Here is a 26,142-nt window from a genome sequence, read left to right as displayed (position 1 = left end):
AGGAGAGCTAAGGGGTGGGGCCCGTGGTCGGGCTTCCGGGTGATGAGGATCCGCAGATTCCGCGATTTGGCCCGTCCGAAAACCAGTGATAGAAGGCCGTGCCTTCGTCATGCCGACCAGTGGAGTCCGTGGTCGTGGGCGAAGATCGCGCGGGCGAAGTCGGCGTCGCCGTGCAGCTGGGCCCAGCGGCCGTCCTGGCGGATGACGGTGGCGACGATGTCGAGCCCGCCGGCCTGGTTGCGCAGAGCCGCCCAGCGGCAGGCGGCCGGGTCATCGTCCGGTTCGATGCCGGTGCCGTCCAGGACCTCGCGGGTCAGCTCCAACCAGTCGTCGTCGTGAAGCTCGACCGTGGCGGTGTTGCGGATCGCGCAGTGCCACGTCAGCCGCCGGGCCGGAGCGTGTCCAGTGCGTGGCGTGCGCAAGGCCAGCGGCTCGTCGAGCACGGCCGCCAGCAGCGGCAGGGAGATGCCCTGGGCGGTCAGCTCGGGCGACCAGGCGGTAAGCAGATACGGCTGGAAGCCGGGTTCGCTGGCGTGCAGTTGGGCGAGCAGCTCGGTGGTGCTTTCGGTGCGCCGCACATCGCAGCGCAGGGGGTAATCGGGCATGACGGATCCGCATCGGGAGCAGGGGCCAAGGAGAGGGCCGGTGGCCCGCCCTGGGGCGGGGCACCAGGCGGGTCAGAAGTACGGGTTCTCGGTCGGCCGGTCGGCGTCGGTGGCCGCGTCCAGCAGCTCGGCCAGATCACCGGGCTCGGAGGACCGCTGGTCGATCCACCACCCCGCCCGGGTGACGGTCCGCGCCTTGTCCTCCATCGCCTCCCACTCGGTCTCGGCCGTGTCGCCCTCCACGACGAGAGCGGCGTAGGCGGCGGTCAGGACCTGGTGCCGACAGCGGACACCCCAGGCCACCGCGCGCTCGGTGCCCTCCAGCGGAGGCATCGCGTACTGCCCCGACCAGGCTTCGGACTCCGCCTGCTCCTGCGCGCGCTTGTTCTCCAGCCACTCCCGCGTGCTCGCGGCGTCGCTCTGGTGGGCGTCCTTCCAGCAGCCGGCGCACGGACGCTCGGTCAGCCATCGGGCGAACCCGGCGCGCTCGTCGGCCCGCCGGTCGCCGAGGTTGAGCTCGGCGATGTGTCCGCAGGAGTGCGTGATCTGGTAGATCGTCTTCACGGCCATGAGAGCTGTTCCTTTTGCAAGTTGGGTGTCAGCGGGTGCGGGAGAACGCCACGCGCGGGTCCACCGGGCGGGAGACCGAGGCGGGGGCGGCGGGTGCGGGGACCGGGGGTGTGGCGGGCAGGCCGGCGCGGGCGGGGCTGGCGGCGAGCGCGGCGGCATTTATGGCGGGGAACGTGCGCACGGTGGTGTCCGGACTGCGCTCCCGGGCCGCCGGCCTGGCCGGGGCGGGCCGGCGCCGGGCGGTGACGTCCCGGGCGAGGGCAGGCTGCACGGCAACCTGAAGGCCGGCGCGGCGCATCGCCACGGTGGCCTGGGCGACCTGGCCGAGAGCTTGGTCGCGGCCTGTGGCGGGCGGCAGCGTGTAGATGTCCAGGCCGGGATGACGCTGCCAGCCGTGCTCTTCGAGGAGCTGTTCGCCGAGGACTGCGCCGTCCGTGATGGCGGCGACGATGCCGAGGCCGGGGTGGTCGGCGAACGCGACCTCGGGCTCGCCGCGTTGGGACAGGTCGGCGGCGGGAACCGGTGCAGGGGCGGTAAGAAAGGTGTCGAACTCGGCTTCGGCGTGGACCCGGTAGTCGGCCCGGCGTAGCAGGTCGACGGCGCGGCTGGCGCGGCCTGGTCCGTCACGATCCTGATCGGCGAGCGCGTAGAGAGCGGGGTGGCCGGGGACGGGGTGGAAGTCGAAGCCGCGCAGCATCCAGGTGCTCGCGGCGAGGTCCTTGGGGTTGGTGGCGACGATGCCGAAGTCGGGGTGGCGGCCGATTGCGATATCGGGGAGCGGGTTCTCGGAAGGAGGCATGGCGGGTCCGTTCGGGGTGGGTGGCGGCGGAAGCGTGGGCGGGGACGGGCGCTCTGCGGGTGTGGATCACGGGGCGTTTCCTTCAGGTCAGGGGCGGTAGATGGCGTCAGGTTGGTGAACGGGCGGGGCGGTGGGTGCCGGTCAGCGGGGGCGTGTGGGCCGGGCCGCGGGCGGGGTGGCTGTTGCGGCAGGGCCTGTGTGCGTGGGTGCTGGACGGCTTCGCTGCGCGGTCGGCGAGGACGCCAGCGCTGCGGCGACGCGGGGCTCCTGCGTGGGTAGCGGATCGGTCTGGGCGTGCAGGGGGTGGGCGGTGTGGCGGTCGGCCAGGCGGTCGCGCAGGTTCTGGATCTCCTGGATGGAGATGCCCATCTTGTGGTTGATGCGGCGCAGGCGCGCGGCGTAGAGGGGATCGGCCGCCTCGCCGAGTCCGTCCCACCAGTCGGCGGTGGCGTCGATGACTTCGGTGAGCCGGTCCAGGACCCCGTCGCCGGGCGCGGTCAGCTCGCTGAGCGCTGCGACGGCCTGGCTGGTGTGACCGGCCCGGGACAGGGACTGGGTGAGGTGAACGAGATGGTCGCCGAGGCTCGGCCCGCTATCGGTGCGGACCGGGAGGCTGCTGTCGAGCAGGTCGGCCTCGACGGCGTAGGCGAAGCCCTCGGCGCCCAGCATGTCCACGGCCCGGGTTACCGTGTGGCGCTGCTCGACCGGGTCGGTCATCCCGGCGGGCAGGTGGTGGAAGCGTCCACGGTGGGTCACTTCCGAGACGAAGCCGGCTCGGTGGAGTACGGCGTCGGCGGCGTTGAGGGGTTCTGGCGTGGTGGAAGGTGCCTTTAGGGACAGGCCGAGCTGGTCCAGGCGGGTGTCGATGGCGTCCAGGAGTGGGGTGGTGCTGCCGCCGTGGCGGGCGTGCGGACCTCCGAACTGGGAGTTGTAGAGCACTTCGTGCATCGCGGAGTCGTACGGACTGCTCCGGGTGACCAGCCAGCTTCCCGGGTAGCCCGGGGGATGGTCGGTGGGCGGTTCCTGGGGCGGGGAGATGATCAGGGCGCTGTCGTCGGGGAGTTCGGCGTAGATGATGTAGTCGCTCAGGCCGTACTCGACGGTGCACACCAAGCCCCGCTGCCGCAGTGGGGCGGTCAGGTGGGCGTAGCCGTGTTCCTGGCGGAAGGCCCCTGGGGCGCTTTTCTTGATGGGTGGGCCGGTGGTGCGGGCCGTGACCCGGGTGCCCTCCCGAGCAATGGTGACCAAGATCTGATCGGGTTGCATGCCGCTGCCTTCCTGGTGGTCCGCGCCCGGCCGGCGTAAGACACCGTCGGGCGGCACCCCTGCGAGGGGAGGGGCGCAGGCACGAGGATCCGGAGGATCGCCGGTTTGGCCGGTCCGGGATCCGGTGGTAGGGGCCGTCAGCGGATGCGGCGTCCGGCTTCCGCGCCCTCGCGGCGAAGGGGGGCGGACGCGAGGGACAGTCAGTGGCCAGGGGTGTGTGGCCGTGCCGGGGGCCCGGGTGCCGGCGGAGGCGCATCGGGTGTCGGCGGCCGAGCGCTGGTCCTGTGCGCGGGCACGATCGTGGAGCGTGCTCGTGCGGCGGTGAGGCGGGCAGCGGCAGACTCGGCACCCTGCTGTTCGGCGTTGTCGATGGCGTGCAGCACGGGTGCGTGGTCGATGAAGAGGGTCATTGCGTACCAGCCCTCGGCGTTGCGCTCGTCGAGCGTGTCGTTGAAGGCAACCCAGCGCGCCGGGCCGACCTGCTGGTCGAGCACCCCGGCCAACCGGGACTCCCATGCATCGCGGATGGCGATGCCCTCGGTCAATGCACCGGTCAGTTCGCGCACTTTGTAGCTCCACCGCTCGGCGGTGGAGGCAGGCAGCGGCAGCGCGGGCAGAGCGGTTTTCGCGTGCTCGATCGCGGCGGAGCCGTGGAAGAGGAACGTTTCGAACGGCTGCCAGGCTTCGGTGTCGCGCTGGGCCTGCCGGATGCCGTAGGCGTCTTCGTCCAGGGGGACGCCCCGCTCGTCGCACAAGGAGTCCGAGACCGCGTCCCAGTCGTCCAGGGCCTCCTGGGCGAGGCGGTGCGCTTCGCGTAGCGCGGGGCCGCGGACGGTTTCGACGGAGTGCTGGTAGCGGGGCAGCAGGCGGCGTTCGACGGCAACCGCTGCCCGGATCGGGTCGCCGGGTACGGCGATGCCATGGGGCGTGTGGCCGGTGCGCAGCACGCCGTCGATTCCGGGCGGTGCGAGGGCGGCCACCAGGAACTGCCCGCGGTGTCGGGGGCGGGCGAGGACGACGAAGCCTTCACCGCCGGGGCCGTCCAGTAGTGCGGCCTCCTCGTGGACGGCGTCCTGCAGGGCCCACTCGGCATGGCCGTTGTCCCACAGCCTGTCCATCACGTGGACGTGGGTGGGGCTGTAGGCGAAATAGTCGTCGGTTGCCGCGGACCATGAGCCGGGGAGCCGGCGGGCGAGGGCGTCGCTGAAGGCCCGCAACTGGCCAGGAGCCTGGTCATGGCGGGGAGGCGCGGGGTGGCGGAGGGGCGCGTTCGGATCGGGTGCGGGCATGGCGGGTCCAATGCGGGCGGGACGGAGGGGGTGAGCTGGCGCGGACGGGGCAGCGTCTGCGGGTTCGGGGCACGCTGGGTTCCTCCTGATCTGTGGTTCACCGGCTGCGGGGATTGTCCGGGCGGGGTGGAGCTGCGGGCGCCGCGGGCGGAAAGTCCGAGGTTGGGGCAGTGGTGGTGGGCCGGGTACCGGCGGCGGGGGAGGTGATGGTCGCGGCGGTGGCGCGGCGCTGGATGGTGTTGATGTCCTCCCAGGCGTCCACCGCCGTGTCGTACAGGTCTTCGTCGATTTCGCCGAGGCGGCTGACGATGCCGGTCACGTTGGCGGCAGCATCGCCCGCGCCTGCCTGCTGGAGTTTGTCGGCGGCGGCTTCGACGAACTCGTGCAGGCGGGGAAGTATGCCGTTCGGGTCGGTTGTGGCCAGGACGATCAGTTGGGCGACCTCGCTGGGCTCGGCGCTGGCGAGGCGGTCGGTCCAGGCGGTGATGGCCGGCCCGACCGGGTCGGGCACGGAGTCCTCCTTGACCGACCAGCGACGCAGGTCGTCGTGCGTCGGAGCGCCGGTGCGCGCGGAGTTGATCTGCTCGGTGGTCCGTCCGGCGTTGTCGTAGAGTTCGAAATCAGGGGTGGGGAACACGGGTCGGCTCCTTCGGTTTCGGTGCGGGCGTTTCAGCGCATCCTGGCGTCGGTGTCGAACAGCGCCCGTTCGGCCGGGTGCAGCAGGTGCTGCGTGATGAAGCTCCGGCCTGCGACTTTCCACAGACCCCGGCCCTTGGTCAGGGCGGCCACGGCCTGGGTTTCGACGCCGGTCAGGCCGAGCAGGGAGGCCGCGGCTGCCAGCTGGTCGGGCTCCTGGCGGTAGATGATCCGCGTGGAGCAGTCAGCGAGCAGGCCCTCGGCCAGTACCCGGCCGCGTGAGCCGGCATCACCTGCGGACAGCAGATCACTGAGCCGGTGGATGACCATCAAGTTGGCGATGCCGAGCCCGCGGGAGAGCTTCCACTGGGACTGCATCCGCTCCAGCAGGCCGATGTGCCTGAGCAACCGCCAGGCTTCGTCGTAGATCACCCAGCGCCTGCCGGCTGCCGGATCCGCCAACGCTGCCTCCATCCACGCGGAGGCGCACGTCATCGCCAGCACCAGGGCGGTGTCGTCGCCGGAGCCGCCCAGGCGGGACAGGTCGATGGACAGCATCGGCGCCACCGGGTCGAAGACCACGGTGCTGGGTGCGTCGAACATGCCGGACAGGTCGCCATGTACCAGGCGGCGCAGGGCGTGGGCGAGGTCCTGGGCGGCGTTGCCCATGTGCCCGGCCTGCTCGCCGAGCGCGTGGTCGAGGCGGCCGGGCGATCCGAGGACGTGCGCGATCTCGCCGAGCAGCGGCACCGTGCCGTTCGTCTCGGCGGCGGTGACGACCAGGTCGAGCGCGAGGTCGAGCGCGGTGTGCTCCATCGGCAGTAGATCGCGCGCCAGGACGGTGCGGGCCAGGCTCGCCAGTAGCAGCAGTCGGCGCTTGCGGGTCTCGGTGGCCCAGTCCGCCTCGCTGACCGCCGCCGGTTTGGCGGGTGCGTCCAACGGGTTCAACCGGCCGGGCAACCCGGGGCCGAGCGCGATGGTGTGGCCGCCCAGCGCCTTTGCGACCGGGCTCCATTCAGCCTTGGGGTCGGACGGGACGTAGATCTTGTATCCGTGGGCGACGGCGCGGGTGGCAATCGACTTGGCGAGCGCGCTCTTGCCCATGCCGATGATCCCGGCCAACACCACGTTCGGGTTGGTGAAGCCCTCGATCCGGCCGCTGGAATACAGCGAGAACGGGTCGTAGCAGAAACCGGCCTCGGCGTGAACGTCCCGGCCGATGAAGATCCCTTCCGCCCCCAATCCGCCTTCGGCGAGGAAGGGGTAGGCCCCGGAGACGGTAGCGGTGGTCATGCGGTGGGCGGGCAGACGCAGCTTCCCGCCGCGGGCCGAGGCCGGACCGGGCCGCCCCGAGGGCGGGTAGGTCGGCCGAAGCTCCGGATCGACGCCCTCCTCGCCCTGCCGCCGGGGCGGCGCTTGGGCGCGTCGGGCCTGTCGGCGGGCTTCGGCGAACCCGGCACGGGCTGCCCGCTGCTGGGCGCGAGGGGACTTGCGGGGCACGAACAGATGGGAGGCGCTGGCGCCAGTGCGGGGCATGAACGTTTCTCCAGGTCTGGCTGGTCAAGTCAGTGGCGGACGAGGCCGGTGAACGGCCCGTGCAGGTCGGCCGGGGTGCTGCGGCGGCGCAGCAGCCGGGCGGCGATCTGATGGCGGCGGCAAATGGTCAACTCCGGAGCGCCCTCGGGCAGCCCGGCACGGCACGCCTCACGGTCAGGAATCTCACCGGAGTCCGGCCGGGGCGAGGAGTGGTAGGCGGCGTGAAGATGGTCGGCTGCCTGCCAGATCCGGGTACGCGCTGCGCTCAGGCAGTCGGTCTCGATCGGCACGAGGGAGCCGGTGCGGATCGCGTGCGCGTCGAGCAGCTCGTACACGGCGACCAGGTGCTCGTGCAGCGAATCCAGTTCGGCCCGGGACGTGACGAGCGGGCCGGCGGGGACGTTGAGGGCGCGGTGGGAGTCGAGTGCGGCGGTGGCGAAGGGCACGAAGTCCTGGGCGGTCGGGGTACTGGCGGTGCGGGACATGGAGGTGCTCTTTCGGCGAGAAGGGTTGGGGCCGGCATCAGGCGGACAGGGCGAGCGGCAGGGCGGCGGCGGTGAAAGCCTCGGCCTGCTGCCAGCTCAGGACCCGCAGGTCGAGCTGCGCGCCGACCGCCGCGGTCTCCACGACCGCGCACGCTGCACGTAGTTCGTCCTCGGAGTCGGCCGACACGGTCAGCAGGCCGGTCAGGGCGACATCGGCGTGCCCGGCGATGAGCTGGCGCTCACGTGACTTGATGTCCTGGTACTCGATCGAATCGGCCTCGGAGTCGACCTGGCCGCGCCGGGCCCGCTCGGCGGCGTCCGCGATCACCGAGGCTTTCTTGCGCTGGACATCGCGCAGCGCGGCGTCCAGGCCCTTCGGCTCGTACGACAGGCTGAGGGTGCGGCGCACGCCGGCGGTGAACAGCAGTTGGTGTAGGAAGCCAGCCGACGTTTCGATGCGGGGCCAGTTCTCTATCCAGTAGGTGGTGTGGAAGGCCGTGTCGGTGGCGATGTGGTCGGCGGACTCCACCACCACGACCGGACCGGCGGCTGCAGGGTCGGCTGCCGGGTGCCCTGAGTCCGACCAGCGTTCCAGCCCAGCAAGGGCCCTGGGGTCGTAGGCGGTCCGCACCACGGCCGCGATCTCCTCGGCGGTGAGCCAGCCCGAGGGGTTGAGGCCGGCGGTGCGCGCGGCCTGGTCGAAGGTGGAGGTGAGTTGCGCCAGCACGGAGAAGGCGCCGGTCAGGCCGCCGCCGGCCTGGTTGATCAGCCGCCGGGCGCCCTTGGTGTCCAGGGACACCGCGACGTACGCCTCGTGCGGCGCCGCGGCCGGGCCAGCCGACGCGATCAGCTCGCTGTAGACCTGCCCGGCCATGGGGGCATCGGAGTTGCCGTGCTCCTCCCAGTAGCGGCGCAGCGCATCACCGGAGTCGGGGACGGTGCGCTCGACCACCTGAATCCGGGCCACCTGCCCGGTGCGCGCCAGCGCCGCCAGAGCGCGCCCCCAGCCGGCCACGTTCGCGTTCTGCGTTCCGGGATCCAGCAGCGCGTAGGCGCGGGAGGAGACCTTCACGACGGCGGTCAGGGTGCCGGTGCCCGGGTGGTGGACGGCGCCGTACCGCCGGTCGGGCGCGGTGACCACCCGCAGCGAAGCTGCCGTGCCCGGCAGGTGCAGCAGCCCCTCGCGGACCGGCCGGCGCGACGGGCGGGCCAGCCAGAGGAGCTGACCCTGGGCGCGGCGCAGGGCGTAGCGGGCGACGATCGGCGTCCAGTCGGCCAGGCTCCGGCCCCGGGAGCGGACGAAGACCAGCAGCAGGATCGCGGCCCACAGCGGGATGAGTTCCAACGCGCCGACCACGCCGCGGGTGAGGATGACGGCCAGGAGCAGCAGACCGGTGGCGGTCACGACGATCAGCTGCGGGGCGGTCAGGCCCAGCAGGATGCCCCGGCGGCTGCGATGGGGGAACTTCACGGTGGCGGTAACGCTGTCAGCGGTGCGGTTGTCAGGCATGGCGTATCCAGAGGGTGCGAAGTAACCGGAGAGATCCGGCCTTGGGAGGAGGGGCGGCTAGTCAGGAGGACGACTGGAGGGGAGAGGCCCAGCGCGTTTACGCCGTGGAGCCGCTAGCAGGCGGTTCGCTGTCCGGTGGCGCTCCCATCGCTCGCTCCTCTGAGAGGGCGGGTGCTGGGACCGATGCTCCTGGATTGCCTGCCGGGGAGGCTCCCGGTTCAGCGGGAGCGGGCCGGGTGACCAGCGGGGGGATGCCGGGGCGCTGGATGAGCGCGCGGCCCTTGTCTCCGGAGGCGTTGTCGTCTTCGCCGTAGCGGAAGGTGGTCTTCGGCGGCGGGGTGCCGTCGATGCCTTCCTTGCTGAGGTGGGCCCCGGCGGGGTTGATGCCGGAGGCGACTCCATCGGCGCCGGCACCAGGCACCTGGCTCGGGCCCTGCGGTGCGGGAGCGCCGGTGTCGGCCTGCATAGCGAGGCTGCCGGCGGTCTTGGCCGCTCCTGCGGCGACGGCGACCCCGGCGACGCCGGTGCGGTGCACGTCGTCGTGGCCGCCGCTGTCGGAGGCCCAGTGCACGAACTTGTAGGTCGCGTAGGGGCACAGCAGCACCAGGACGATGACGACCAGGCCCGCCATCGCGTCGGACAGCGCGGACAGCCCGTCGTGGGAGTCGGACTGGCCCATCGCGGACACGCCGATCAGGAAGACCACGGTCATCAGCAGCTTGGAGACGATCAGGGTGGCGGTGGCTTCGATCCAGCCGCGCCGCCACTTCTTGGCGACTTCCCAGCCGCCGCCGGAGCCGGCGAAGACCGCGAGCGCGACTAGGACCAGCACGCCGACCTTGCGGGCGACCATGACGCCCCAGTACATGAACGCCCCGATCGCCATGCCGACCGCGACGATGGCCGGCACACCCCAGCCCAGGCCGAACATCGCGCCCAGCTCGTTGACTTCGACGACGCGGCGGATCGCGTCATCAATGGAGGAGTGAGCGGCTTGGAAGAGACCGTCGGACAGGGCATCGACCACGGTGATGGCCACCGAGGTGAAGGCCACGGCGCAGAAGGAGAACAGCACTCCGGTCATGGTGCCGATAGCGGCTTGGGCCAGGGCCCGTTCGTCGCGTCGCCAGGCTGCGGCCATGAGCTGCAGGCAGAACGTGCCGACGGTGATGATCAGACCGATCGGCAGCAGCAGCTCGTAGTTCTCACGGAACCAGGGCGCGTTCAGGTCGATGGCGGTGGTCTCGTTGACCGCGCGGGCGGCGAGGTCGGCGGCGCTGGCGGCGAGATCACCGGCCGACTTCGCCAGCCAGGCGCCGATGCCGTCGGTGACGGCCTGGCCGGTGCTGGAGACGACACCGCCGATGGTGTCGCACACCGTGGACATCAGGGGGAGATCGCAGGCTCCCATAGCGGAACCTCCTTTCGGGGAACGGGTGTCAGGGCGCGACGTTCGGCAGAACACCTGCCAGCGCGCAGGGCTGGTCGGGGCGGCACTGGACGGCCAGGGTGATCGCGCGGGCCTGGGTGAGCCGGTCCAGGCGATGGACTGCCGGCCGCTGACGGTGACGGCGTAGACGTACGCGGTGGTGATCGCACCCGGATCGGCCTGCAGGGCCCGGGTGAACGAGGTGGGGAAGTGCGCCTCTGCCGAACTGGCGGTGGCGGACTGGGCGTTGGCGGCCATCTCGGTCCACAGCACCGGCGAGGGCACCAGGGCATCGACCGAGGCGCGGTCGGCGTACTTGGCCTCCGGCGTCATCCACCGGTGCAGCGCGCCCAGCAGTTCGGGCTGGGAGTAGGCGCGGGTGTCGTAGGACCACAGCGCGACGGCCGCCGCCTTCCCGAAGGCGATCGGGTCGTGCGTGTCCGGTGGGACCGGCAGCGTGCTGCTCACGCCGTGCGGTGGCGGCGTGGTCGACGGTGAGGAAGGTGCGGCCGAACTGGCCCGCACAGCCGGGAGCTTGGTGGAGGTGCGGCCGTCGCGGGTGAGGTAGGCGGTGAGCCCGGCGAGGGCGACGAGCACCACCAGGACGATCGTGCCGAGCAGCGCCCGGCGGCGTATCCCGGACGTGTCGCCGGTGTTCGAGGACGTGGCGGGCATCAGTGGACCTGCGTTCCGAGCGTGGAGAAGAACGCCACGATCCCGTTGGCGGCGCCGAGCAGGAGGGCGGCGCCGGCGGAGACCAGGACGCCCTTCTTGCCGTTGGCCTCGGCCTGGTGACCTCCGGAGTGGTGGCCCCAGGCCCACACCCCGGCGCTGACCGCCATTGCTCCGACCACGGCGATGATCCCGAAGAGGTTGATCGAGCCCGTCACCTCCTTGAGGACGGACAGGCCCGGCAGTCCCCCCTCGTTCGGCTTGATCCCGGGGTCGTAGGCGAGCCGTATCACCTTGTCGGCGAGAAACATGGGGAACTCCAGTTCGGTTCAAGGCGCACCACAGCCCGCAGGGGCGCAGCCGTGGCGCGGAGGGGAGGGGAGGGGAGGGGGAGAAGCGCCGGTCAGACGACGCGGCGGGCCGCGAGGATCTGCGGCTTCCAGTCGGCAAGGGTGTTGATGTCCACTACGGCGCCGGTGTGTGGGGCGTTGATGATCAGGCCGGAGCCGATGTACATCCCGACGTGCTCAGGGACTTCGGCCGTGCCTGCGGTGAAGACGAGATCACCGGGCCGAAGGGCATCGACCGAGATCGGCCTGCCTTCTTTGACCTGGGTGTACGTCGTCCGTGACAGCGTGACTCCGGCGGCCTTGTAGGACTGCTGCATCAAGCTGGAGCAGTCACACCTGCCCATCGGGTCCGGACCGTGGGAATCGGTACACGACCCGCCCCACTGGTAATCGGTACCGAGCTGGCCCAGCGCCCAGCGGATCGCGGTCTGCACCTTCGCCGGTGCGTCCGCCGGGATCGCGTATCCGGTCGGTACCGAGCCCGGCGGGATGACCCCGAAGTCGGTACCGTTCCCGCCCGGCGCACAGCCGCCTCCGATACCCGAGTGCACGGGGCCGGTGGGAGCGGAGCCCGACGGCGCGGGAGTTGGCGTTGCACCGTCGGTGGGTCCCAACAGAGATTCGAGGGCCTTCTGCACGGCGGTCGCCAGCGGCTCCCACTTCGCGTAGGCATCGGGGAAGCCCGACTTCTGCACCGCCTGCGCGGCCTGGGCGACCGACAGCGACTGCCAACCTGACACCTGCTCCAGCGCCTGGTAGAACTTGGTGGAGGCGTGGACCGGAACGAGGATCTCGGTCGCGGTACCCCATCCCTGCGACGGCCGCTGCTGGAAAAGCCCCAGGCTGTCGCGGTCGCCGTAGGTGAGGTTGCGCAGGCCACTTTCCTGCAGCGCGGTCGCCAGCGCGACGATCTGCCCGCGGGTGGGGATGCCCATGGCCAGACCGGTGGCAACGATCGTCCTGGCGCCGGGCACCTGCTCAGCCGGGTTGTCCAGCCCCGCAACCGTGACGGTGCCGGGGCTGCCGCCGTCCAGAATGGCCTTCACCTGTGCGGCGACCGCCGCGACATCCACCGGCTGTGCGCTGCCGGCGGAACACGAGGCCGCCGCGTTCCCGGCGGTGATGCCGAGCAGGGGAACGGCCAGCAGCAGAGGGCCGGCAGCGGCCAGACCGACGACGGCTCCGGCCGTCTTCTTCATCGCCGACACCGATCGACGTGGTCAACAGGCGCAGCGGGAAGCGGGGTTGGACCGGGCTGCGGGAGTATCAGGGCGTGCTGCATCGCAGCGGCTCCTTGGTGTTCGTAGGAGGCGCGGTGCCGGCTTCTCGTGCAAAGCCGCCGGCACCGCGCCGGTGTGAATCCGCCCCTGGGGCGGGCCCGGGTTAGGGGAGTTGGTGGCTCCCGGACGCCGGTCTCAGTCATGCGCGGCAGCCGGCCGCGCTCGTAATCTCTGGTGAAACACAACAGACCGCCTGACGGTGTGGAAAGCGATAGGCGAACGCGCCTTTCCAGTTGCTCAATTGGACAGGGAAACACGGATCAGCCCAGGTCAAACCGAGGTGCAGCGCTGCCCCGCCTCGGTGACCTGGCGAGACAGTAGACCGGAAGTCCGGACGGGCCAAATGACCCCCTCGGGGCCGTGGAGAGCGCCCGGTCTCGTTAGGCCGGTCCGGAATTCGCGGCTACCCTCCGGCGCAACCTCCGCTCCGAACAGCCGCCTTTCGGTATTCCCGGAGCGGGGGCAGATCTCTCGCGCCCAGAAAGGCCCCGCGCATGACCTACACGCTGCACCGAGGCGACGCCCTCACGGTGCTCAAGACCATCCCCGACGAGTCCGTCCACGCCGTCATCACCGACCCGCCCTACAACAGCGGCGGACGCACCAGCTCCGACCGCACCGCCCGCACCGCCCGCGCCAAGTACGTCACCACCGGCTCTGCCCACGACCTGCAGAACTTCCCCGGCGAGAACCGCGACCAGCGCTCATACCGGAGTTGGCTGACCGAGCTGCTCACCGAGGCGTACCGGGCCGCGGTCGAGCACGCGGTCGCCGTGGTGTTCTCCGACTGGCGCCAGGAACCCACCAGCTCGGACGCGTTGCAGATGGCCGGCTGGACCTGGTCGGGGACGATCCCCTGGATCAAGCCCGCGAGCCGCCCGAGGAAGGGCGGCTTCAAGCAGGCGTCGGAGTTCATCACCTGGGGCGTCAAGGGCAGCCTCGACCACACCCGGGACCTGTACCTGCCCGGCTACTTCATCGCCTCCCAGCCCCGCAAGGACCGCGTCCACATCACCCAGAAGCCGGTCGAGGTCATGCAGCAGCTTGTCCGCATCTGCCCCGATGACGGCACCGTCCTCGACCCGTTCACCGGCAGCGGTACCACCGGAGTCGCCGCTCTGCGCGAAGGTCGGCACTTCATAGGCGTCGAGCTGTCCGACCACTACGCCGCCGTCGCCGAACGCAGGCTCCAGGCCGAACTGACCCAGGACGACGTCGTCCTGGCCGGACCGGAGGAATGAGCGTCAGATCCGCCAAACCGGTCCGAAAGGCCACGGACCTGAGAGGAAGGGCGGCTGGCACATCGAGAGCCGAGAGCCGGACTCTCTGTCCGCGGACCGCGGCTACGGCCACGACACCTACCGTGCCCAGGCCAGTGCCGTGCCGGGTGTCGCGTCGTGCGATGGGCGGCGCGATGCGGCATCTCGTACCTAGTCACGGTAGATCTCGTGGTCACGGCCGGCGGACGACGCGCACAACCTGCGCCCGGGTGACTGAATTGGGCCGATGGGATCGGCGCGCTCCAGCTGGGCCGGGTGGGTGTCGCTGCCGGTGTGCCAGTCAGCCGGCCGGGGGCGTCCAAGCGGCTTCGGCCGCCTCGACGGTGGGGTGGGTGGAGAAGACCTGGTCCAGGCCGGCGATGCTGAACATCCGTTTGACCCTGTTGGGGACGGCAGCCAGGGCGATGGTGGAGCGGGCGGCGAGCGCGACGTTGCGGGCGGCGATCAGGACGGTGATGCCGCTGGAGTCGCAGAAGGTGAGTCCGCCGAGGTCGACGAGGAGCTGCCGGCCCTCCTCAAGAGCCAGCCCCGGGATCACTGAGGTTTTCTCAACGATTGATCTTCGCGAAGTGATGTGAACCGTGCGGACGGAGCGGGGGTCCCGGTCGCGGACAGACGCGAGGCCCCTGGTAGGACAGGTCTCTCTCACAAGATCGTCCACTCAACCAGAGGCCTTACGTTGGTCACCTATGTTGCCACGCTCGACGTCCCACGCCACGTCGTCGAGTTCCTCGCCCGTCACCTGGCCGCCCACCGTCGCCGGATCGGCACCCCGAAGGGCTCCCGGGCGCTCGGACCCTTCCGACAGGCTGTGTTGGTGCTGCGTTGGTTCCGCGAGCGCGGCTGCGTGCACTGCCTGATCCGCGACGCCGTGGTCTCCCAGGCCACCGGCTACCGCTACCTGCACGAGGGCATCGACGTCCTCGCCGACCAGGCCCCGACCTGCACGACGTTCTGAACGGTTGTCAGCACGAGGGCGTGACGCACGTGATCCTCGACGGCACCCTGATCGAATCGGACCGCCTCACGGGCGTCCGCGAGAACGGCAACGATCTGTGGTTCAGCCAGAAACACAAGGCATTCGCCGGCAACATCCAGTTCCTGTCCGCGCCGGACGGCACCCCGCTGTGGGTCTCCGATGTCGAGCCCGGCAGCGTCCCTGACATCACCGCAGCCCGCATCCATGCACTCCCCGCCCTCTACAGGGCGGCGCCGACGGCCTGCCGACCCTGGCGGACAAGGGCTACATCGGCGCGGGTATCGGCATCCTGATCCCCGTCCGCCGTCCAAAGGGCAAGTCCGAACAGGCACATTACGTCGACACCCGCATGTTCAACATCCTGCTCCGGCACGTCCGGGCCCTGGGCGAGCGCACCGCCGCCGAGCTCAAGCAGCGATGGCGCACCCTCCAGTACGTCACGCTCAGCCCCAGCCGGATCGGCGACATCGCCGGCGCGGCCCTCGTCCTCAATGGAATCTGGAAGTGATCCGCTCCGAGTCAGGACTGTGACCCGCGGCGACGGGATCGAAAAATCGCGCGAGCCGCTCGGGGGGCGTCGTCGAGGATGGTCCCCATGACCCACGTGATCGAAGCTCCCGATGCCGACGACGCCGGCTCCCTGGGCCCGCTGCAGTTGAGGGTCTGGCTGCAGACGTATCCCTGCGAGGACGCGGGGATTGATGAGAACTGGATCCGTGAACACCGCGGCCCTTCTGCCTCGGAGGAGGGAATCTCCCAGTGGCGGGAGTTCATCGATGCGGCGAGGCAGCAGCCGGATCTGCTGTTCTGCCGTGTCGTCCGCTCCGAGAGGGAGATCGTCGGCTTCCTTTGCGGTCGCCGGGACGAGGTGGTCACCCTCGGGCCGATGTACCTGCTGGAGGAAGTCCAGGGCCGGGGGATCGGAGGCCGACTGATGGGCGAGTTCTTCACCTGGGCAAGGCGCACACCTATGCGCCTGTGGGTCACTGACTACAACGAGCGCGCGATCCGCTTCTACCAACGCTACGGGTTCAAGGCCACAGGCGAGCGAGAGCTCTGGCAAGGCAAACTGCCGAACGTGCGCATGGTCCGGAAACCGACCGACAACCTCAGTTGAGTCTGCACGGGGACCAGATCACCCTAGACGAACGATCACCGCTGAGAAAACCTCACTGACTCCATCGATTACGGGAACTGAGCCGCCGACCTGATCAATGGCGACGTCATGGGATCTGCGACAACCCTCGATCGATTCGTACGCTCAAGATCAAGTGACAGGAAACCACTGGTCGTCAGAATGCTCCCAGCACACAGTCCACAGGCTCATGACAGAGAGCAGCGCTGGACCAGATCAATGAGGACGACCGTCCCTCCTCATGCGCCGGGGAGGTGTCGGACTCTCGCGGTCGAGCCTGCAGTTCGTTGATCTGGCTGCGGAGGCCGTCAGCCAGGGACCGGGACCCACCTTCCCGGACGGCGAGCGCGTCGAGCAGGGTGACAGCAGCGCCGATGGTCGCCCTTTCTTACGTGCTCCCGCGTCTGCGGGCCCACAGAGCGCGTAATTCTGCGCTCGGCAGCCAGACGGCGGTCCCCAGGCGCTGTGACTCTCGGAAAGTCTTTCGAGTGAGGCGGCGGCAGGGGCATTCACGAAGTCTTCCTCGAACTCGCCTGCTGCCTGATCACCCTGGGACAGGTCAACTCATTGTGTGAACCCTTATATGGCGATCACTTCTTGGGGGCGTACAGCGGGCTGAAGTGGGGGTTGATGGCCATGGCTGTCGCGAGGTCGGTGTGTGCCGCGTCGGTGTCTCCGAGGGATTTCTCGATCATGGCGCGGTGGTAGCGGAACAGGGCGTTGCGGTTGCCGGGGGCGAGGGAGCGGTCGCTTTCGGCCAGGGCTTCGCGGTCGCGGCCGTTGACGTGCAGGGCCCAGGCGAGGGCGTCGTGGGTGTCGAGGAAGGGGCGCGTCTTCACGCCCTTGCGGGCGATGGACAGGGCGCGCTGGGCGTTGCCGTGGTCGGCCTCGAAGAGCGCGGCGTCGGCGTCCAGGGCGACGCCGTTGGTGGCGAAGAGGCTCTGTTCCGCGCGGAACACCTGGTACTGCTGGTCGGCCTCGCGGGTGCGGCCGAGCGACTGGTACAGCTCGCCGAGCTGGAGGAGATATTCGGGTTGTGGGACTTGCTGCACGGCCCGGTTGAGGTCGGCGAGGGCGGCGTCGGTCTTGCCGAGCGCGGCCTCGGCTCTGGCCTTGGCCTGGTAGAGCGAGGCGTAGGTCGGTGCGACCCGGAGGCCGGCCTCGGCTTCGGCCAGTTCGGTGGCGGGGTCGCCGTTGTTGAAGGCGAGTTCGCCGAGGTAGTAGTGGGCGAATGCCTGGTCGGCCGGGCCCGCGGAGTCATCGAGGGCGCGACGCATGTCGGTGCGGGCGGTGCCGATGTCGCCTCGCAGTTCGGCCACGTAGGACGCCCGTGCCAGTGAGGGTGCGCCGGGCCTGAGGTCGACCATGCGCTGCACGGCGTCGGCGGCCTCGTCGTAGCGGCCGAGCTGGGTGTAGGCGTCGGCGAGGGTGCCGTACAGCGAGGAGTTGTACGGGTTGACCGCTACGGCCTTGCGGGACCAGACCAGGGCCTGGGCGAAGTCGTGTCGGCCGGCCTCCAGGGCTGCCATGCCGCCCATCGCGGTGAAGTTGTCGGTGGCGTCCACCGCGAGCGATTGCTTCAGCACCGCTTCGGCCTTGGGGTAGTACGTGGGGTCGGCGGTGTTCTTGGCCTGCTGGACGTAGTCCAGGCCCAGGGTGCCGAGCGCGACGGCGTCGTGCGGGTCCTGCCGCAGGTGGGCCTGGACGCCGGTGATGTCCTGCGCGAGCGGGTCGGCGGCGGGAGCTCCGGTCCCGCCCGGGGAGCCCGCGGCGTGGTCGGCGCCGGTCACCGGCCAGGGCGCGAGGCCGATGCCGCCGGCGAGGAAGAGTCCCACGCCGAGGACGGTGGTGGTGGCGGCGGACCGCAGGTGACGCCGGCGCTCGGGGCGCCGGCGTGGGGACTTGGTCAATTCCCGCTCCGTTGTGGGGTCTGAGGGGTGGGGAGGGCCTTGGGGGCGGCACCGGACGGGCGCGCGGGGCGTGGCGCGGCGGGAGTGGCGTAGACGACGATGTTGTCGAGGTAGCCGCCCGCCGGTCCTGCGTAGGTGCCGCCGCAGGTGATCAGCCGCAGGGTGGGCGGCCCGGTGGTCGCGTAGACCTGGTCGTCGGGGAACGCGTCCTTCTCGTACTGCCGCAGGGCCTGGACGGTGAAGACGATGTGGGTGTGGTCGGCCCGGTCGATGGTGATGGAGTTGCCGGGCCGCAGTGTGGACAGGCCGTAGAAGGCCGCCGGGCCGGTGAGGGAGTCGACGTGGCCGACGACGATGGCGGCGCCCGGATCGCCGGGGCGCGGGCCGTCGCTCCACCATCCGACCTGGCCGGGGTTGTCGGGCACGCCGAGGTGGCCGTCCTGCATGACCTGGAGGCCGGTCAGGGTGCGGTCCAGGCCGATGCTAGGGATGCGGATCCGTACCGGGGCAGCGGCCTCGGCGGGCGCGGCCGGGGGCATGGCCGCGGCGTGGCCGCCGGCGGTCGCGGGCACCGGCAGGGTGCCGACATCGACGCGGGTGGTGGCGGGGGGCCGGTCGGTGAGCAGCGCGCAGGCGCCGGCGGTCATCATGCCGATGCCGGCGAGGACGCCCATGGCGGTGATCAGCCGCCAGGGCCGGGCGGGGCGGAACCTGTGGCGGGCGCGCTGCGGTCGCCCGCCCCCCGGTACGGAGGGCGGGCGACCGGCCGTGGCAGGGGCGGTCACACCCGGTCGGCGCGCCTGCGGCGCAGGGCGAGCAGACCGGCGGTGGCCAGCAGGGCGCCGCCGCCGAGGGCGGTCACCGGAACGGTGGGGAAGCCGCCGTGGAACGCGGTGCCGCCGAGGCCGGCGCCGACGCCGCCGTCGGGGTGCAGCGAGTCGGCCTGGTTGACCGCGGCGGTGTTGGGCAGCGCCACGTACGGGAAGGTCGTACCGGGCTGGCGGTAGGGGGCGTCCACCGCGTCACCGGCGGCCAGCGCGGGAACGATCTTGCCGGTCTGCGCGGCGCCTTCCAGGGCCTGGAGTTCGATGTCCACGACGTCGTCGTCGAGCCGGCGGCCGTTGGGGAAGCCGGCCAGGTCCTGACCGAGGACACCGAGCCGGTTGGGGTTGGCGGCGGGCGCGACGGCCATGTTCAGCCGCAGCTCCTCCGACGGGGTGAACGCCTTCTTGTCGACGTCGGCGTTCAGCAGCTGCGAGTTGAGGTCGGCCTGGATCGGCCCGCATGCCTTGCAGATACCGGACAGGAAGATCTCGGCGAGGTCCTTGCGCGGGGTCGCGGGGGCCGGGATGCCGTAGATGCTCTGGATGAGCTTGGGCACGATCGGGTCCAGGACCTTGTCCACGACCGGCTGCACGGTGTGGTCCTGGTCGGGGTTGAGGGTGTTGAAGGCGTCCTTGTACTTCAGCGGGACGACGACCTCGTTGACCAGCGGGTTGCCCAGTCGGGAGACCTGGTGCCAGCCGGACTCGCCGCCCTTGTCGGGCATCGGGGGACCGCCCTTGCCCTGGTCCTGCGGGGCCGCGGCGGCCTGGTTGCCCTTGGACGCCGTGCCCTCGTCGCCCTTGCCGGACGGAGCCGCGACCGCCGCGCCCTGCCGGTCGGTGGTGGACCAGACGCCGATCACCGGGTTGCGGGTGGCGTCACCCTTCAGGGCGAGCGCCGACTTGGGGACCTGGAGGGCGATGGTGTTGACGTTGTAGCCGGCCAGCGTGTTGTGGCCGCTCTCCTTGAGGTTGCCGCCGTAGAGGAGGTCGAAGACCCGCAGATCCAGGAAGAAGGGGTCGGACGCCTGTCCGGCGTAGGTCTGGCCGCCGTCGGGGAGTTGCAGGGTGGCCTGCTTGCGCAGCGCCGCGTAGTCGGGCATCGACGCCTTGCCGACGTTGGAGGGCGCCGCGGGGACGTCCTTGAGTAGCGTCTTGGTGTTGCCCGCCGCGTCGGTGACGGTCAGGCAGTACGTCTGGCGGAAGTTCAGGGTGGGGTCGTCCAGGTTGTTCACGACGCCGGTGTTGTAGAGGAACTGGTTGGCGTCGTCGCGGTAGTGGTCGGTGAATGTCCAGGTGTAGGTGGTGTCGGCCTTGCCGTCTCCGTCGGCGTCGATCTTGATGTTGTAGTGGGCGTCATTGGCGAACGGGTAGAAGTTCGGGCCGCCGTTGGGCTCCTCGAACGGGATCCAGTTCGCCACCATCGTCACCGTGTCCGGGTTGTCCGGGCTGGTGAACGCGTAGACGTCGGTGTTGTCGGCCTTGGGGTCGCCGGCGATCAGCGGAGCCTCGCGGTGGCTGGAGGCGGAGCTGACGCCCGGTGTCAGTCCGGTCAGGACCACGGAGGACACCAGGGCCAGCAGACCGGCGGTGGCCAGGGATCGTTCGGCGGCGCGGCCGCGCCTTCGGCGGGGCAGGAGGTGCGAGGAGCGCATGGATCGTCCGTTCCAGGTGAGGGCCGCAGCCCCCTGCTGAGGGCGAGACGGCGGCGAGTGGCAGATGCCTCAGCCCTGAACGGAATCCGGCCGGCGGCGCCGCGCAAGGACGGCGACCGGGTCCAGTTAAGTCCGATATAAGGCTTAAGCTGCATATAAAGCACCATGGTCGAACGGACCGTGCAACGCGCCGGGTCCGAAAGGGGTCACACAGGGCCACATGGTGCGCCAACCGGCTCAACGAAGCGGCTCCCGCACGCACTCACGTCGGCTGCCCGGGCATCCGGAACGAAAGGACGAACGCCGGTGCCATCGGTGGGGTGACGCCGCTGCGCCAGCCCGGTAGGAGTGGTGAGCCGCACGGGTGAGTCCGGATTCGCGTCAGGTGGGGGGAACGCCCAGGCCGGGTACGTGAGTGGCTCCCGGTCCGCGTCACCTCGGCACGCGGGCCGTCGCCTCGTGTCGGGCCCGCCGGGCCGATCCCCGTCCCCGGAGCGTCATATGGCATCGCGTCACCTTGCGCGCCTCGCGGCCGTGTGGGTCGGCAGCGCCCTGTGGGTACTCGCGGCCGCCACCGGCGCGCAGGCCCATCCGCTGGGCAACTTCTCGATCAACCACTACACCGGGTTCACCGTGCACTCCGACCGCCTCGACGCGCTGGCGGTCACCGACACCGCGGAGATTCCCACCCTCCAGGCCGCTCCCGCGGTGGACACCGACGGAGACGGCGTGCAGAGCCGGCCCGAACGCGCCGCCTGGGCCACCGCCCGCTGCGCCGAGACGGCCGGCAAGCTCGCGGTCACCGCCCCGAACCGCCTGAACTGGACGGTCGCCTCGGCCAGCTTCGACTACCGGCCCGGCCAGGCCGGACTGCGCACCAGCCGCCTGGAGTGCCGGCTGCACGCTCCGCTGGATCTGGCCGACGGCCCGGTGCAGGTCACGGTCGCCACCGGCGCCGACGCCGGCCGGGTCGGCTGGAACGAGATCACCGCGAAGGGCGCGGGAACCCACCTCCAGCACTCCACCGCGGCGGCCTCGTCGGTCACCGACGAACTGCGCAACTACCCGCGCGATCTCCTCTCGACCCCGCGCGGCGACACCAGCGCCCGGTTCACCGCCGTCAACGGCAGCGGTGCCTCCACAGTCGAGGGCCACAGGCCCTCCACGGCGCTCGGCGGCGGCCTGACCGGGCGGGTGGAGGCGCTGTCCCAGCACCTGGCGTCCCTCAGCGGCGCACGGCACCTGACCGTCCCGGTCGGGCTGCTGGCGATCCTGCTCGCCATCGTGCTGGGCGCCGGGCACGCACTCCTGCCCGGCCACGGCAAAACGGTGATGGCCGCCTACCTGGCCGGCCGGCGGGGGAGCACCCGCGACGCCGTCACCGTCGGCGCGACCGTGACGATCACCCACACCGCCGGGGTCCTGGTACTCGGCCTGTGCCTGACCACCTTCTCCTCGCTGGCCGGCGACACGGTGCTCAACTGGCTCGGCGTGGTCAGCGGCGCGCTGGTGGCCGTGGTCGGAGCGACGCTGCTCGCGGACGCGGCCCGGCGCTCCCGGCGGGCCGGCCGGCATCCGCGAGCGGAGGCCGCGGAGATCGGCACCCCGCAGGCGGCCCTGGTCGGCGCGGCCGGCGGCCTTCCGGTGGAGGCGCCCGCCGTCCACACCGACGCGCGCGGCGGGCACGAGCACCACCACGAGCAGGTTCACCACCACGACGGACACCACCACGGGCACGGGCACAGCCGACCCCACGACCACAGCCATGCCCATGACCACGCCCACGACCACGGAAAGCCCCACCGACACGGCCTGTTCGGACACCACCACAGCCATGGGTCGGCCACCCCTGACGCCCAGCCGTTCAGCACGCGCGGCCTGGTCGGGCTCGGCGTGGCCGGCGGCCTGGTACCGAGCCCGTCGGCGCTGGTCGTACTGCTCGGTGCCATCGCCCTCGGCCGGACCGTTTTCGGGGCGACCCTCGTGCTGGCCTACGGGCTCGGCATGGCGGGCACCCTCACGGCCGTCGGCCTGCTGCTCGTACGGCTGGGCGGTCGCGCGGGCAGGCTGGCGGACCATCCGCTGTTCGCGCGGCTGCGCCGGATCACTCCGTACACCGCGCTGCTGACCGCGGCACTCGTCCTCGTCGTCGGCCTCGGTCTGATGGCGCGCAGCCTGCCCACCGTCCTGTAGCACGCGTCGTCACCAGGGAGTCCTCCATGACGTATCGCCGGATCGTCCCCGCAGCAGCGATGCTGGCCGCACTGGCCCTCGGCGGCTGCGCGCACTCGGGGGGCGGCGCCCTCAACGCTCAGGACGCCACTGCGACACCCGCCTGCCGCGTGCACCAGAACCAGCAGCCGTCCGAGCGTTACACCGCCGGCGCCCGCTCCGACCCCCGGTCGGTCCTGGAGTTGATGCGCTACTACACCGCCAACGGTGGCAAGGCGTTCTGCGACGGCAAGCCCCCCACCCGTACCGACCAGCGGTGGACCGATCTCTACGCCAGGCTCGGCGGAGCGGGCGGCCCGACGCCCACGGCCAGCGGCTCTCCGGCGGCAGTCCGGAACTGACCCGCGGGGACGCCCGGGATGATGTCGAGCGCCCGCCGCATGGCGGGTCGGGCGGCGGCGAACGCCGTGACCGTCGGATCGGTGCGGGCCAGGAACGCGAGATGCCTCACCGCGTGGGCCGCGACATGGTCGAGCGTCAGGTCCAGCGGTGCCGGACGGCCCGGCCGGTCCCCGCGAGCCACGTCGTGCGGGTCCGCCAGAGCGACAGCGGGCCGGGCCGGGTCGGGGTCCGGATGGACGAGGTAGGTGAGGATGATCTCGCCCTCGTGGCCGGCCCGCCAACTCGTCGAGTGCACAAGGTGGCCGTCGCCGTCGCCGTCCTCGTCCTGGTGGCCGTCGAGTCCCGCCAGGCGGCGGGCGGTACGGTCCGGGTCGTTGCCCTGGCTGAGGCCGGTGTGCAGCCGGCGATAGGCGAAGCCGCCGGTCTGGTCGTGCCGCAGGAGCAGCGTCTCGATCACCACCGCGGGAGCGGCGGCCGGTGGCGTCCCCGCCGACTGCCCGCGCCAGGCGGAACGATACTGGCGAACCGGACGGATCGGCCTGCGGCAAGCCGGCTGGTCAGCCCTCATGTGACGCCTCCCGAGTCGTGGCAGGGCATCGGCACACGGGTTGACGGCCCTTCAGTCACCTTATTGCGATGGATGTGCACCTGCATTCTTTGATGGCTATCGGGGCGGCGGGCAGGTGATCACAGCAGCCGCGAGCCGGAGCCCGAGGATTGCTCCGGCTCGACCGGGAGCAGCCGCCAACGGCTGCCCCGGGCATCATCGCGGAGCTGGACGCCCCCTGCGGCCAAGGACGCGCGCAGCCGGTCGGCGAGCTCGTACGCACCCTGCACGCGCAGTTCCCTCCGCAGATCGAGCAAGGGGTCGAGCACCCGGCCGAGGGTCCGCTCCGGTTCCACCATCCCCTGCCGGGCAGGCTGAGCCAGTTGGCGAAGCATCCCGCGCAGGATGGTGCGGGCCCATTGCTGCCCGCCCTCGTCCTCCTCGGTGTCGGCGCCCCACTGGGTGATCGCGTCCTCCAGGTCGAGCACCGCCTCGACCATCCGCTCGGCGTCGCCGGCCGCTCGGGCCGTCGCGAAACGGGTCTCCGCAGCTGACGCGGTCTCCTGAAGCGTTGCCGGACCACCTGTCTCCGCAGGGGCGTCATCGGGGCCGGCCGCGGACTGCCGCGGGACGGTACTGCCGCTGGTCACCGTGCCGGCCAGCAGGCCCCGCAACGCGTCCAGCGGCAGGACGGACCCCGCGGGAACCTCGGTGCTGACCCCGTGGCGGCGTACGGTCATCACCCCCTTCCCCCACACCCGGGCGACACGATCAGCCAGGTCGATGACGACCGCGGTGTGCTCGTCGATACCCAGCACCGCGCTACCGCCGGGCAGTTCCTCCTCCAGCACCGCCAGCCGGGTCTCCCCGAGGTAGCAGAACCGGGTGTCGTGGGTACCGCCCTCGGCATTGTCGTAGTGCGGGATCACCGCCACCGCCAACCCCAGAACGCCCAACAGGTCCAAGCCGTCCAACCACGCCGGCGGATGCCCGGCCTTGTAGACCTCGTAGACGGGCAGCGCGGCCAGTCCCACGGTGCACGCCGCCGCGGAAGCCATCACCGTCACGCCGTACCCCCGCCGAACCCGGTCGACCAGAACCTGCCCCAAGCCCTGGTCCCGCCACCGGCCCAGCGCGTACGAAGGGCTGCCAGGGCCGGAGAACACCCATCCCGCCGTGCGCACCTGATCGCGCAGCCGGTCTCGGTCTGCCTCCACCGACGTCAGCCGCACCTCATCAGGTACCACCGCGGTGGCCAAGCCCACACTGCGCTGGAAATACTGCCGGGCGCGCGCCGAGATGTCGTCCCGGTTCACCTGAAAGCCGTACGGCGTCTCCAGAATGACCGCTCCCGCATCCGGACCGAGGCCCGACGACGTGGCAAGCTCCCGGTGAAGCGTCACCATCGTTGGGCTGGTCTCTCCCGAACCCATCAGCGCCAGAATCCCGTGCCGAGCCTCCACCGCGCCACCTCGACCTTCACCACGGGCACGGAGGCGCCGGGTGCCGGCGCCCGCGGTCCGGACCCCTGGGCAGCCGTATCCGTACCCAGCGGACATACGCCTCATCCAGCCCCTGGGCAGCCGGCAGGCCACCGGAATTCAGGTCGTATCACGCGCCAACCGCCCAGAACGCACTGCCGCTCATCGCACCGACAGAAACCGCCGGCTCCCCGTCCGGCACGCTCGTGTGGCGCGTGGGCGCCTCGCGGAAGTGGAAGGTCTGCCCTGCGCCGGCAGCGACCGTGCAACGAGTCGCGGTGAACGGCATCGCGCCGGCGTGCTGTGCAAGGTGTGGCAATGCAGACCGGGGGTAGGGGGCATAGACCGGCCGACAACTCAAAGGTGATGACGTGACCGTATCCACGCAGTCCGCAGGATCGTCCGTCGAGGCGGCTCAGGCCGCCGCCTTGTGTTCTCCCGCCACGAGCGCCGGTGATCTGCCGTGGATCGAGCAGGCGCGGAAGGTCGCTCCGAAGGACGCGCGGTCGCTGACGAAGGTCTTCTTCGACCGTTTGCAGTCCCTCGAAGAGGGCACCCGGGAGTACCAGTACGCGCGGAACACGCTGATCGAGATGAACATGTCCCTGGTCAACTTCAGCGCCCGCCGCTTCCGCGGCCGGGGTCCGCAGGAGTGGGAGGACATCATCCAGGTCGGTACGGTCGGGCTGATCAAGGCCATCGACCGCTTCGAACTCAGCCGCGAGGTGGAGTTCACCACCTTCGCCGTCCCGTACATCGTCGGCGAGATGAAGCGCTTCTTCCGCGACACCACCTGGGCCGTCCACGTACCCCGGCGTCTCCAGGAGCTGCGGGTGGAGTTGGCCAGGGCCCGCGACCACCTCACCGCGGTCCTGGACGCCCCGCCCACCGTTGCCGAACTCGCCGCCTACCTCGAGATCCCTGAGGAAGAGGTCATCGAGGGCTTGGTGGCGTCCAACGGCTACACGGCCGGCTCCATCGACCTCCCCGCCGGCGAGGCCGACGACTCCGGCTCTGACCGCTCCTTCGCCGACACCATCGGGGCCTGCGACCCTGCGATGGAACTCGTCGAGGACTTCCACGCCCTCGCCCCGCTGCTCGGCGAACTCGATGACCGCGAACGCACCATCCTCGAAATGCGGTTCGGTCGGGAACTCACCCAGTCGGAGATCGGCGAAGAGCTCGGCTACTCCCAGATGCACATCTCCCGCATGCTCTCCCGCACTCTCACCAAGCTCCGCAACGCGATGCTCACCGACCGCTGAGTGACCTGGAGCGATTCGTTATTCCCCCCAAGGCCCGTAGGGGGTAATGAGGGGAACGATTTCCG

Annotated in this window: 23 protein-coding genes and 2 pseudogenes; 6 read left to right on the top strand and 19 right to left on the bottom strand. The window is 70.9% G+C overall.

Annotated features, from left to right (window positions below; all coding sequences use genetic code 11):
- Positions 1 to 107 precede the first annotated feature (107 nt).
- From ACQPW6_RS06025 to ACQPW6_RS05965, 13 genes and pseudogenes are all read right to left on the bottom strand, one after another.
- Positions 108 to 605, bottom strand: coding sequence for a hypothetical protein (locus ACQPW6_RS06025; protein WP_433888494.1), 498 nt, complete (start codon positions 603 to 605; stop codon positions 108 to 110).
- 72 nt (positions 606 to 677) lie between these two features.
- Entirely contained in the window at positions 678 to 1,175 is a 498-nt protein-coding gene (locus tag ACQPW6_RS06020; RefSeq protein ID WP_433888493.1) for a hypothetical protein, read from the bottom strand.
- A gap of 28 nt (positions 1,176 to 1,203) precedes the next feature.
- The gene (locus ACQPW6_RS06015) at positions 1,204 to 1,974 is read right to left on the bottom strand and encodes a hypothetical protein (RefSeq protein WP_433888492.1); all 771 of its coding nucleotides are present in this window, start codon (positions 1,972 to 1,974) and stop codon (positions 1,204 to 1,206) included.
- A 141-nt stretch (positions 1,975 to 2,115) separates the two neighbouring features.
- The gene (locus tag ACQPW6_RS06010) at positions 2,116 to 3,240 is read right to left on the bottom strand and encodes a hypothetical protein (protein WP_433888491.1); all 1,125 of its coding nucleotides are present in this window, start codon (positions 3,238 to 3,240) and stop codon (positions 2,116 to 2,118) included.
- Between the two features lie 200 nt (positions 3,241 to 3,440).
- A complete protein-coding gene (locus ACQPW6_RS06005; protein WP_433888490.1) occupies positions 3,441 to 4,529 on the bottom strand; it encodes a hypothetical protein in 1,089 nt (362 codons plus the stop codon).
- 97 nt (positions 4,530 to 4,626) lie between these two features.
- Positions 4,627 to 5,166: a hypothetical protein gene (locus tag ACQPW6_RS06000; protein WP_433888489.1), complete on the bottom strand. Its 540-nt coding sequence runs from the start codon at positions 5,164 to 5,166 to the stop codon at positions 4,627 to 4,629.
- Between the two features lie 32 nt (positions 5,167 to 5,198).
- Positions 5,199 to 6,701, bottom strand: coding sequence for an ATP-binding protein (locus ACQPW6_RS05995; protein ID WP_433888488.1), 1,503 nt, complete (start codon positions 6,699 to 6,701; stop codon positions 5,199 to 5,201).
- A 29-nt stretch (positions 6,702 to 6,730) separates the two neighbouring features.
- A complete protein-coding gene (locus ACQPW6_RS05990) occupies positions 6,731 to 7,186 on the bottom strand; it encodes a DUF6238 family protein (protein WP_433888487.1) in 456 nt (151 codons plus the stop codon).
- 37 nt (positions 7,187 to 7,223) lie between these two features.
- Positions 7,224 to 8,696 carry an SCO6880 family protein gene (locus ACQPW6_RS05985; RefSeq protein WP_433888486.1) on the bottom strand — a complete coding sequence of 491 codons (1,473 nt, stop codon included), beginning with the start codon at positions 8,694 to 8,696 and terminating at the stop codon, positions 7,224 to 7,226.
- 97 nt (positions 8,697 to 8,793) lie between these two features.
- A complete protein-coding gene (locus ACQPW6_RS05980; RefSeq protein ID WP_433888485.1) occupies positions 8,794 to 10,107 on the bottom strand; it encodes an SCO6881 family protein in 1,314 nt (437 codons plus the stop codon).
- 28 nt (positions 10,108 to 10,135) lie between these two features.
- A pseudogene (locus tag ACQPW6_RS05975) lies at positions 10,136 to 10,800 on the bottom strand (hypothetical protein).
- A complete protein-coding gene (locus ACQPW6_RS05970) occupies positions 10,800 to 11,108 on the bottom strand; it encodes a DUF6112 family protein (protein ID WP_433888484.1) in 309 nt (102 codons plus the stop codon). The pseudogene ACQPW6_RS05975 and the gene ACQPW6_RS05970 overlap by 1 nt, the downstream one beginning before the upstream one ends.
- Before the next feature lie 92 nt (positions 11,109 to 11,200).
- The gene (locus ACQPW6_RS05965; protein WP_433888483.1) at positions 11,201 to 12,346 is read right to left on the bottom strand and encodes a C40 family peptidase; all 1,146 of its coding nucleotides are present in this window, start codon (positions 12,344 to 12,346) and stop codon (positions 11,201 to 11,203) included.
- A 575-nt stretch (positions 12,347 to 12,921) separates the two neighbouring features.
- On the opposite strand from ACQPW6_RS05965, the gene ACQPW6_RS05960 reads away from it, so the two are divergent.
- The gene (locus tag ACQPW6_RS05960) at positions 12,922 to 13,668 is read left to right on the top strand and encodes a DNA-methyltransferase (RefSeq protein ID WP_433888482.1); all 747 of its coding nucleotides are present in this window, start codon (positions 12,922 to 12,924) and stop codon (positions 13,666 to 13,668) included.
- A gap of 319 nt (positions 13,669 to 13,987) precedes the next feature.
- Here the strand turns inward: ACQPW6_RS05960 and ACQPW6_RS05955 are convergent, their stop codons facing one another.
- Positions 13,988 to 14,245, bottom strand: a complete 258-nt coding sequence (locus ACQPW6_RS05955) for an STAS domain-containing protein (protein WP_433888481.1) — start codon at positions 14,243 to 14,245, stop codon at positions 13,988 to 13,990.
- A 141-nt stretch (positions 14,246 to 14,386) separates the two neighbouring features.
- Here ACQPW6_RS05955 and ACQPW6_RS05950 point away from each other — a divergent pair.
- Both ACQPW6_RS05950 and ACQPW6_RS05945 read left to right on the top strand, forming a co-directional pair.
- A pseudogene (locus ACQPW6_RS05950) lies at positions 14,387 to 15,194 on the top strand (transposase family protein).
- Between the two features lie 87 nt (positions 15,195 to 15,281).
- Positions 15,282 to 15,803 carry a GNAT family N-acetyltransferase gene (locus ACQPW6_RS05945; RefSeq protein ID WP_433888480.1) on the top strand — a complete coding sequence of 174 codons (522 nt, stop codon included), beginning with the start codon at positions 15,282 to 15,284 and terminating at the stop codon, positions 15,801 to 15,803.
- A 608-nt stretch (positions 15,804 to 16,411) separates the two neighbouring features.
- Here ACQPW6_RS05945 and ACQPW6_RS05940 read toward each other — a convergent pair.
- The 3 genes from ACQPW6_RS05940 to ACQPW6_RS05930 all read right to left on the bottom strand — a co-directional run bounded on the left by ACQPW6_RS05940 (position 16,412) and on the right by ACQPW6_RS05930 (position 20,210).
- Positions 16,412 to 17,731: a tetratricopeptide repeat protein gene (locus ACQPW6_RS05940; RefSeq protein WP_433888479.1), complete on the bottom strand. Its 1,320-nt coding sequence runs from the start codon at positions 17,729 to 17,731 to the stop codon at positions 16,412 to 16,414.
- Positions 17,728 to 18,405 (bottom strand): class F sortase, encoded by a 678-nt coding sequence (locus ACQPW6_RS05935; RefSeq protein ID WP_433888478.1) that lies wholly within the window; start codon positions 18,403 to 18,405, stop codon positions 17,728 to 17,730. The genes ACQPW6_RS05940 and ACQPW6_RS05935 overlap by 4 nt, the downstream gene beginning before the upstream one ends.
- Positions 18,406 to 18,512: 107 nt before the next feature.
- Positions 18,513 to 20,210, bottom strand: coding sequence for a DUF4331 domain-containing protein (locus tag ACQPW6_RS05930; protein ID WP_433888477.1), 1,698 nt, complete (start codon positions 20,208 to 20,210; stop codon positions 18,513 to 18,515).
- A 501-nt stretch (positions 20,211 to 20,711) separates the two neighbouring features.
- Here ACQPW6_RS05930 and ACQPW6_RS05925 point away from each other — a divergent pair.
- Both ACQPW6_RS05925 and ACQPW6_RS05920 read left to right on the top strand, forming a co-directional pair.
- Positions 20,712 to 22,403: a nickel/cobalt transporter gene (locus ACQPW6_RS05925; RefSeq protein ID WP_433888476.1), complete on the top strand. Its 1,692-nt coding sequence runs from the start codon at positions 20,712 to 20,714 to the stop codon at positions 22,401 to 22,403.
- A gap of 26 nt (positions 22,404 to 22,429) precedes the next feature.
- The gene (locus ACQPW6_RS05920; protein WP_433888475.1) at positions 22,430 to 22,783 is read left to right on the top strand and encodes a hypothetical protein; all 354 of its coding nucleotides are present in this window, start codon (positions 22,430 to 22,432) and stop codon (positions 22,781 to 22,783) included.
- Here the strand turns inward: ACQPW6_RS05920 and ACQPW6_RS05915 are convergent.
- Both ACQPW6_RS05915 and ACQPW6_RS05910 read right to left on the bottom strand, forming a co-directional pair.
- The gene (locus ACQPW6_RS05915) at positions 22,711 to 23,244 is read right to left on the bottom strand and encodes a hypothetical protein (RefSeq protein ID WP_433888474.1); all 534 of its coding nucleotides are present in this window, start codon (positions 23,242 to 23,244) and stop codon (positions 22,711 to 22,713) included. The two genes, ACQPW6_RS05920 and ACQPW6_RS05915, sit on opposite strands and share 73 nt — an antisense overlap.
- A gap of 227 nt (positions 23,245 to 23,471) precedes the next feature.
- Complete coding sequence (locus ACQPW6_RS05910; RefSeq protein ID WP_433888473.1) at positions 23,472 to 24,794, bottom strand: hypothetical protein; 1,323 nt, start codon at positions 24,792 to 24,794, stop codon at positions 23,472 to 23,474.
- A gap of 389 nt (positions 24,795 to 25,183) precedes the next feature.
- Here ACQPW6_RS05910 and ACQPW6_RS05905 point away from each other — a divergent pair, with 389 nt between their 5' ends.
- Positions 25,184 to 26,077, top strand: coding sequence for an RNA polymerase sigma factor SigF (locus ACQPW6_RS05905; RefSeq protein ID WP_433888472.1), 894 nt, complete (start codon positions 25,184 to 25,186; stop codon positions 26,075 to 26,077).
- Positions 26,078 to 26,142: the final 65 nt, after the last annotated feature.

Source organism: Streptomyces sp. CA-111067 (genome assembly GCF_050956065.1).
Lineage (GTDB): Bacteria > Actinomycetota > Actinomycetes > Streptomycetales > Streptomycetaceae > Actinacidiphila.
This window is presented reverse-complemented; position numbering and strand designations above follow the sequence as displayed.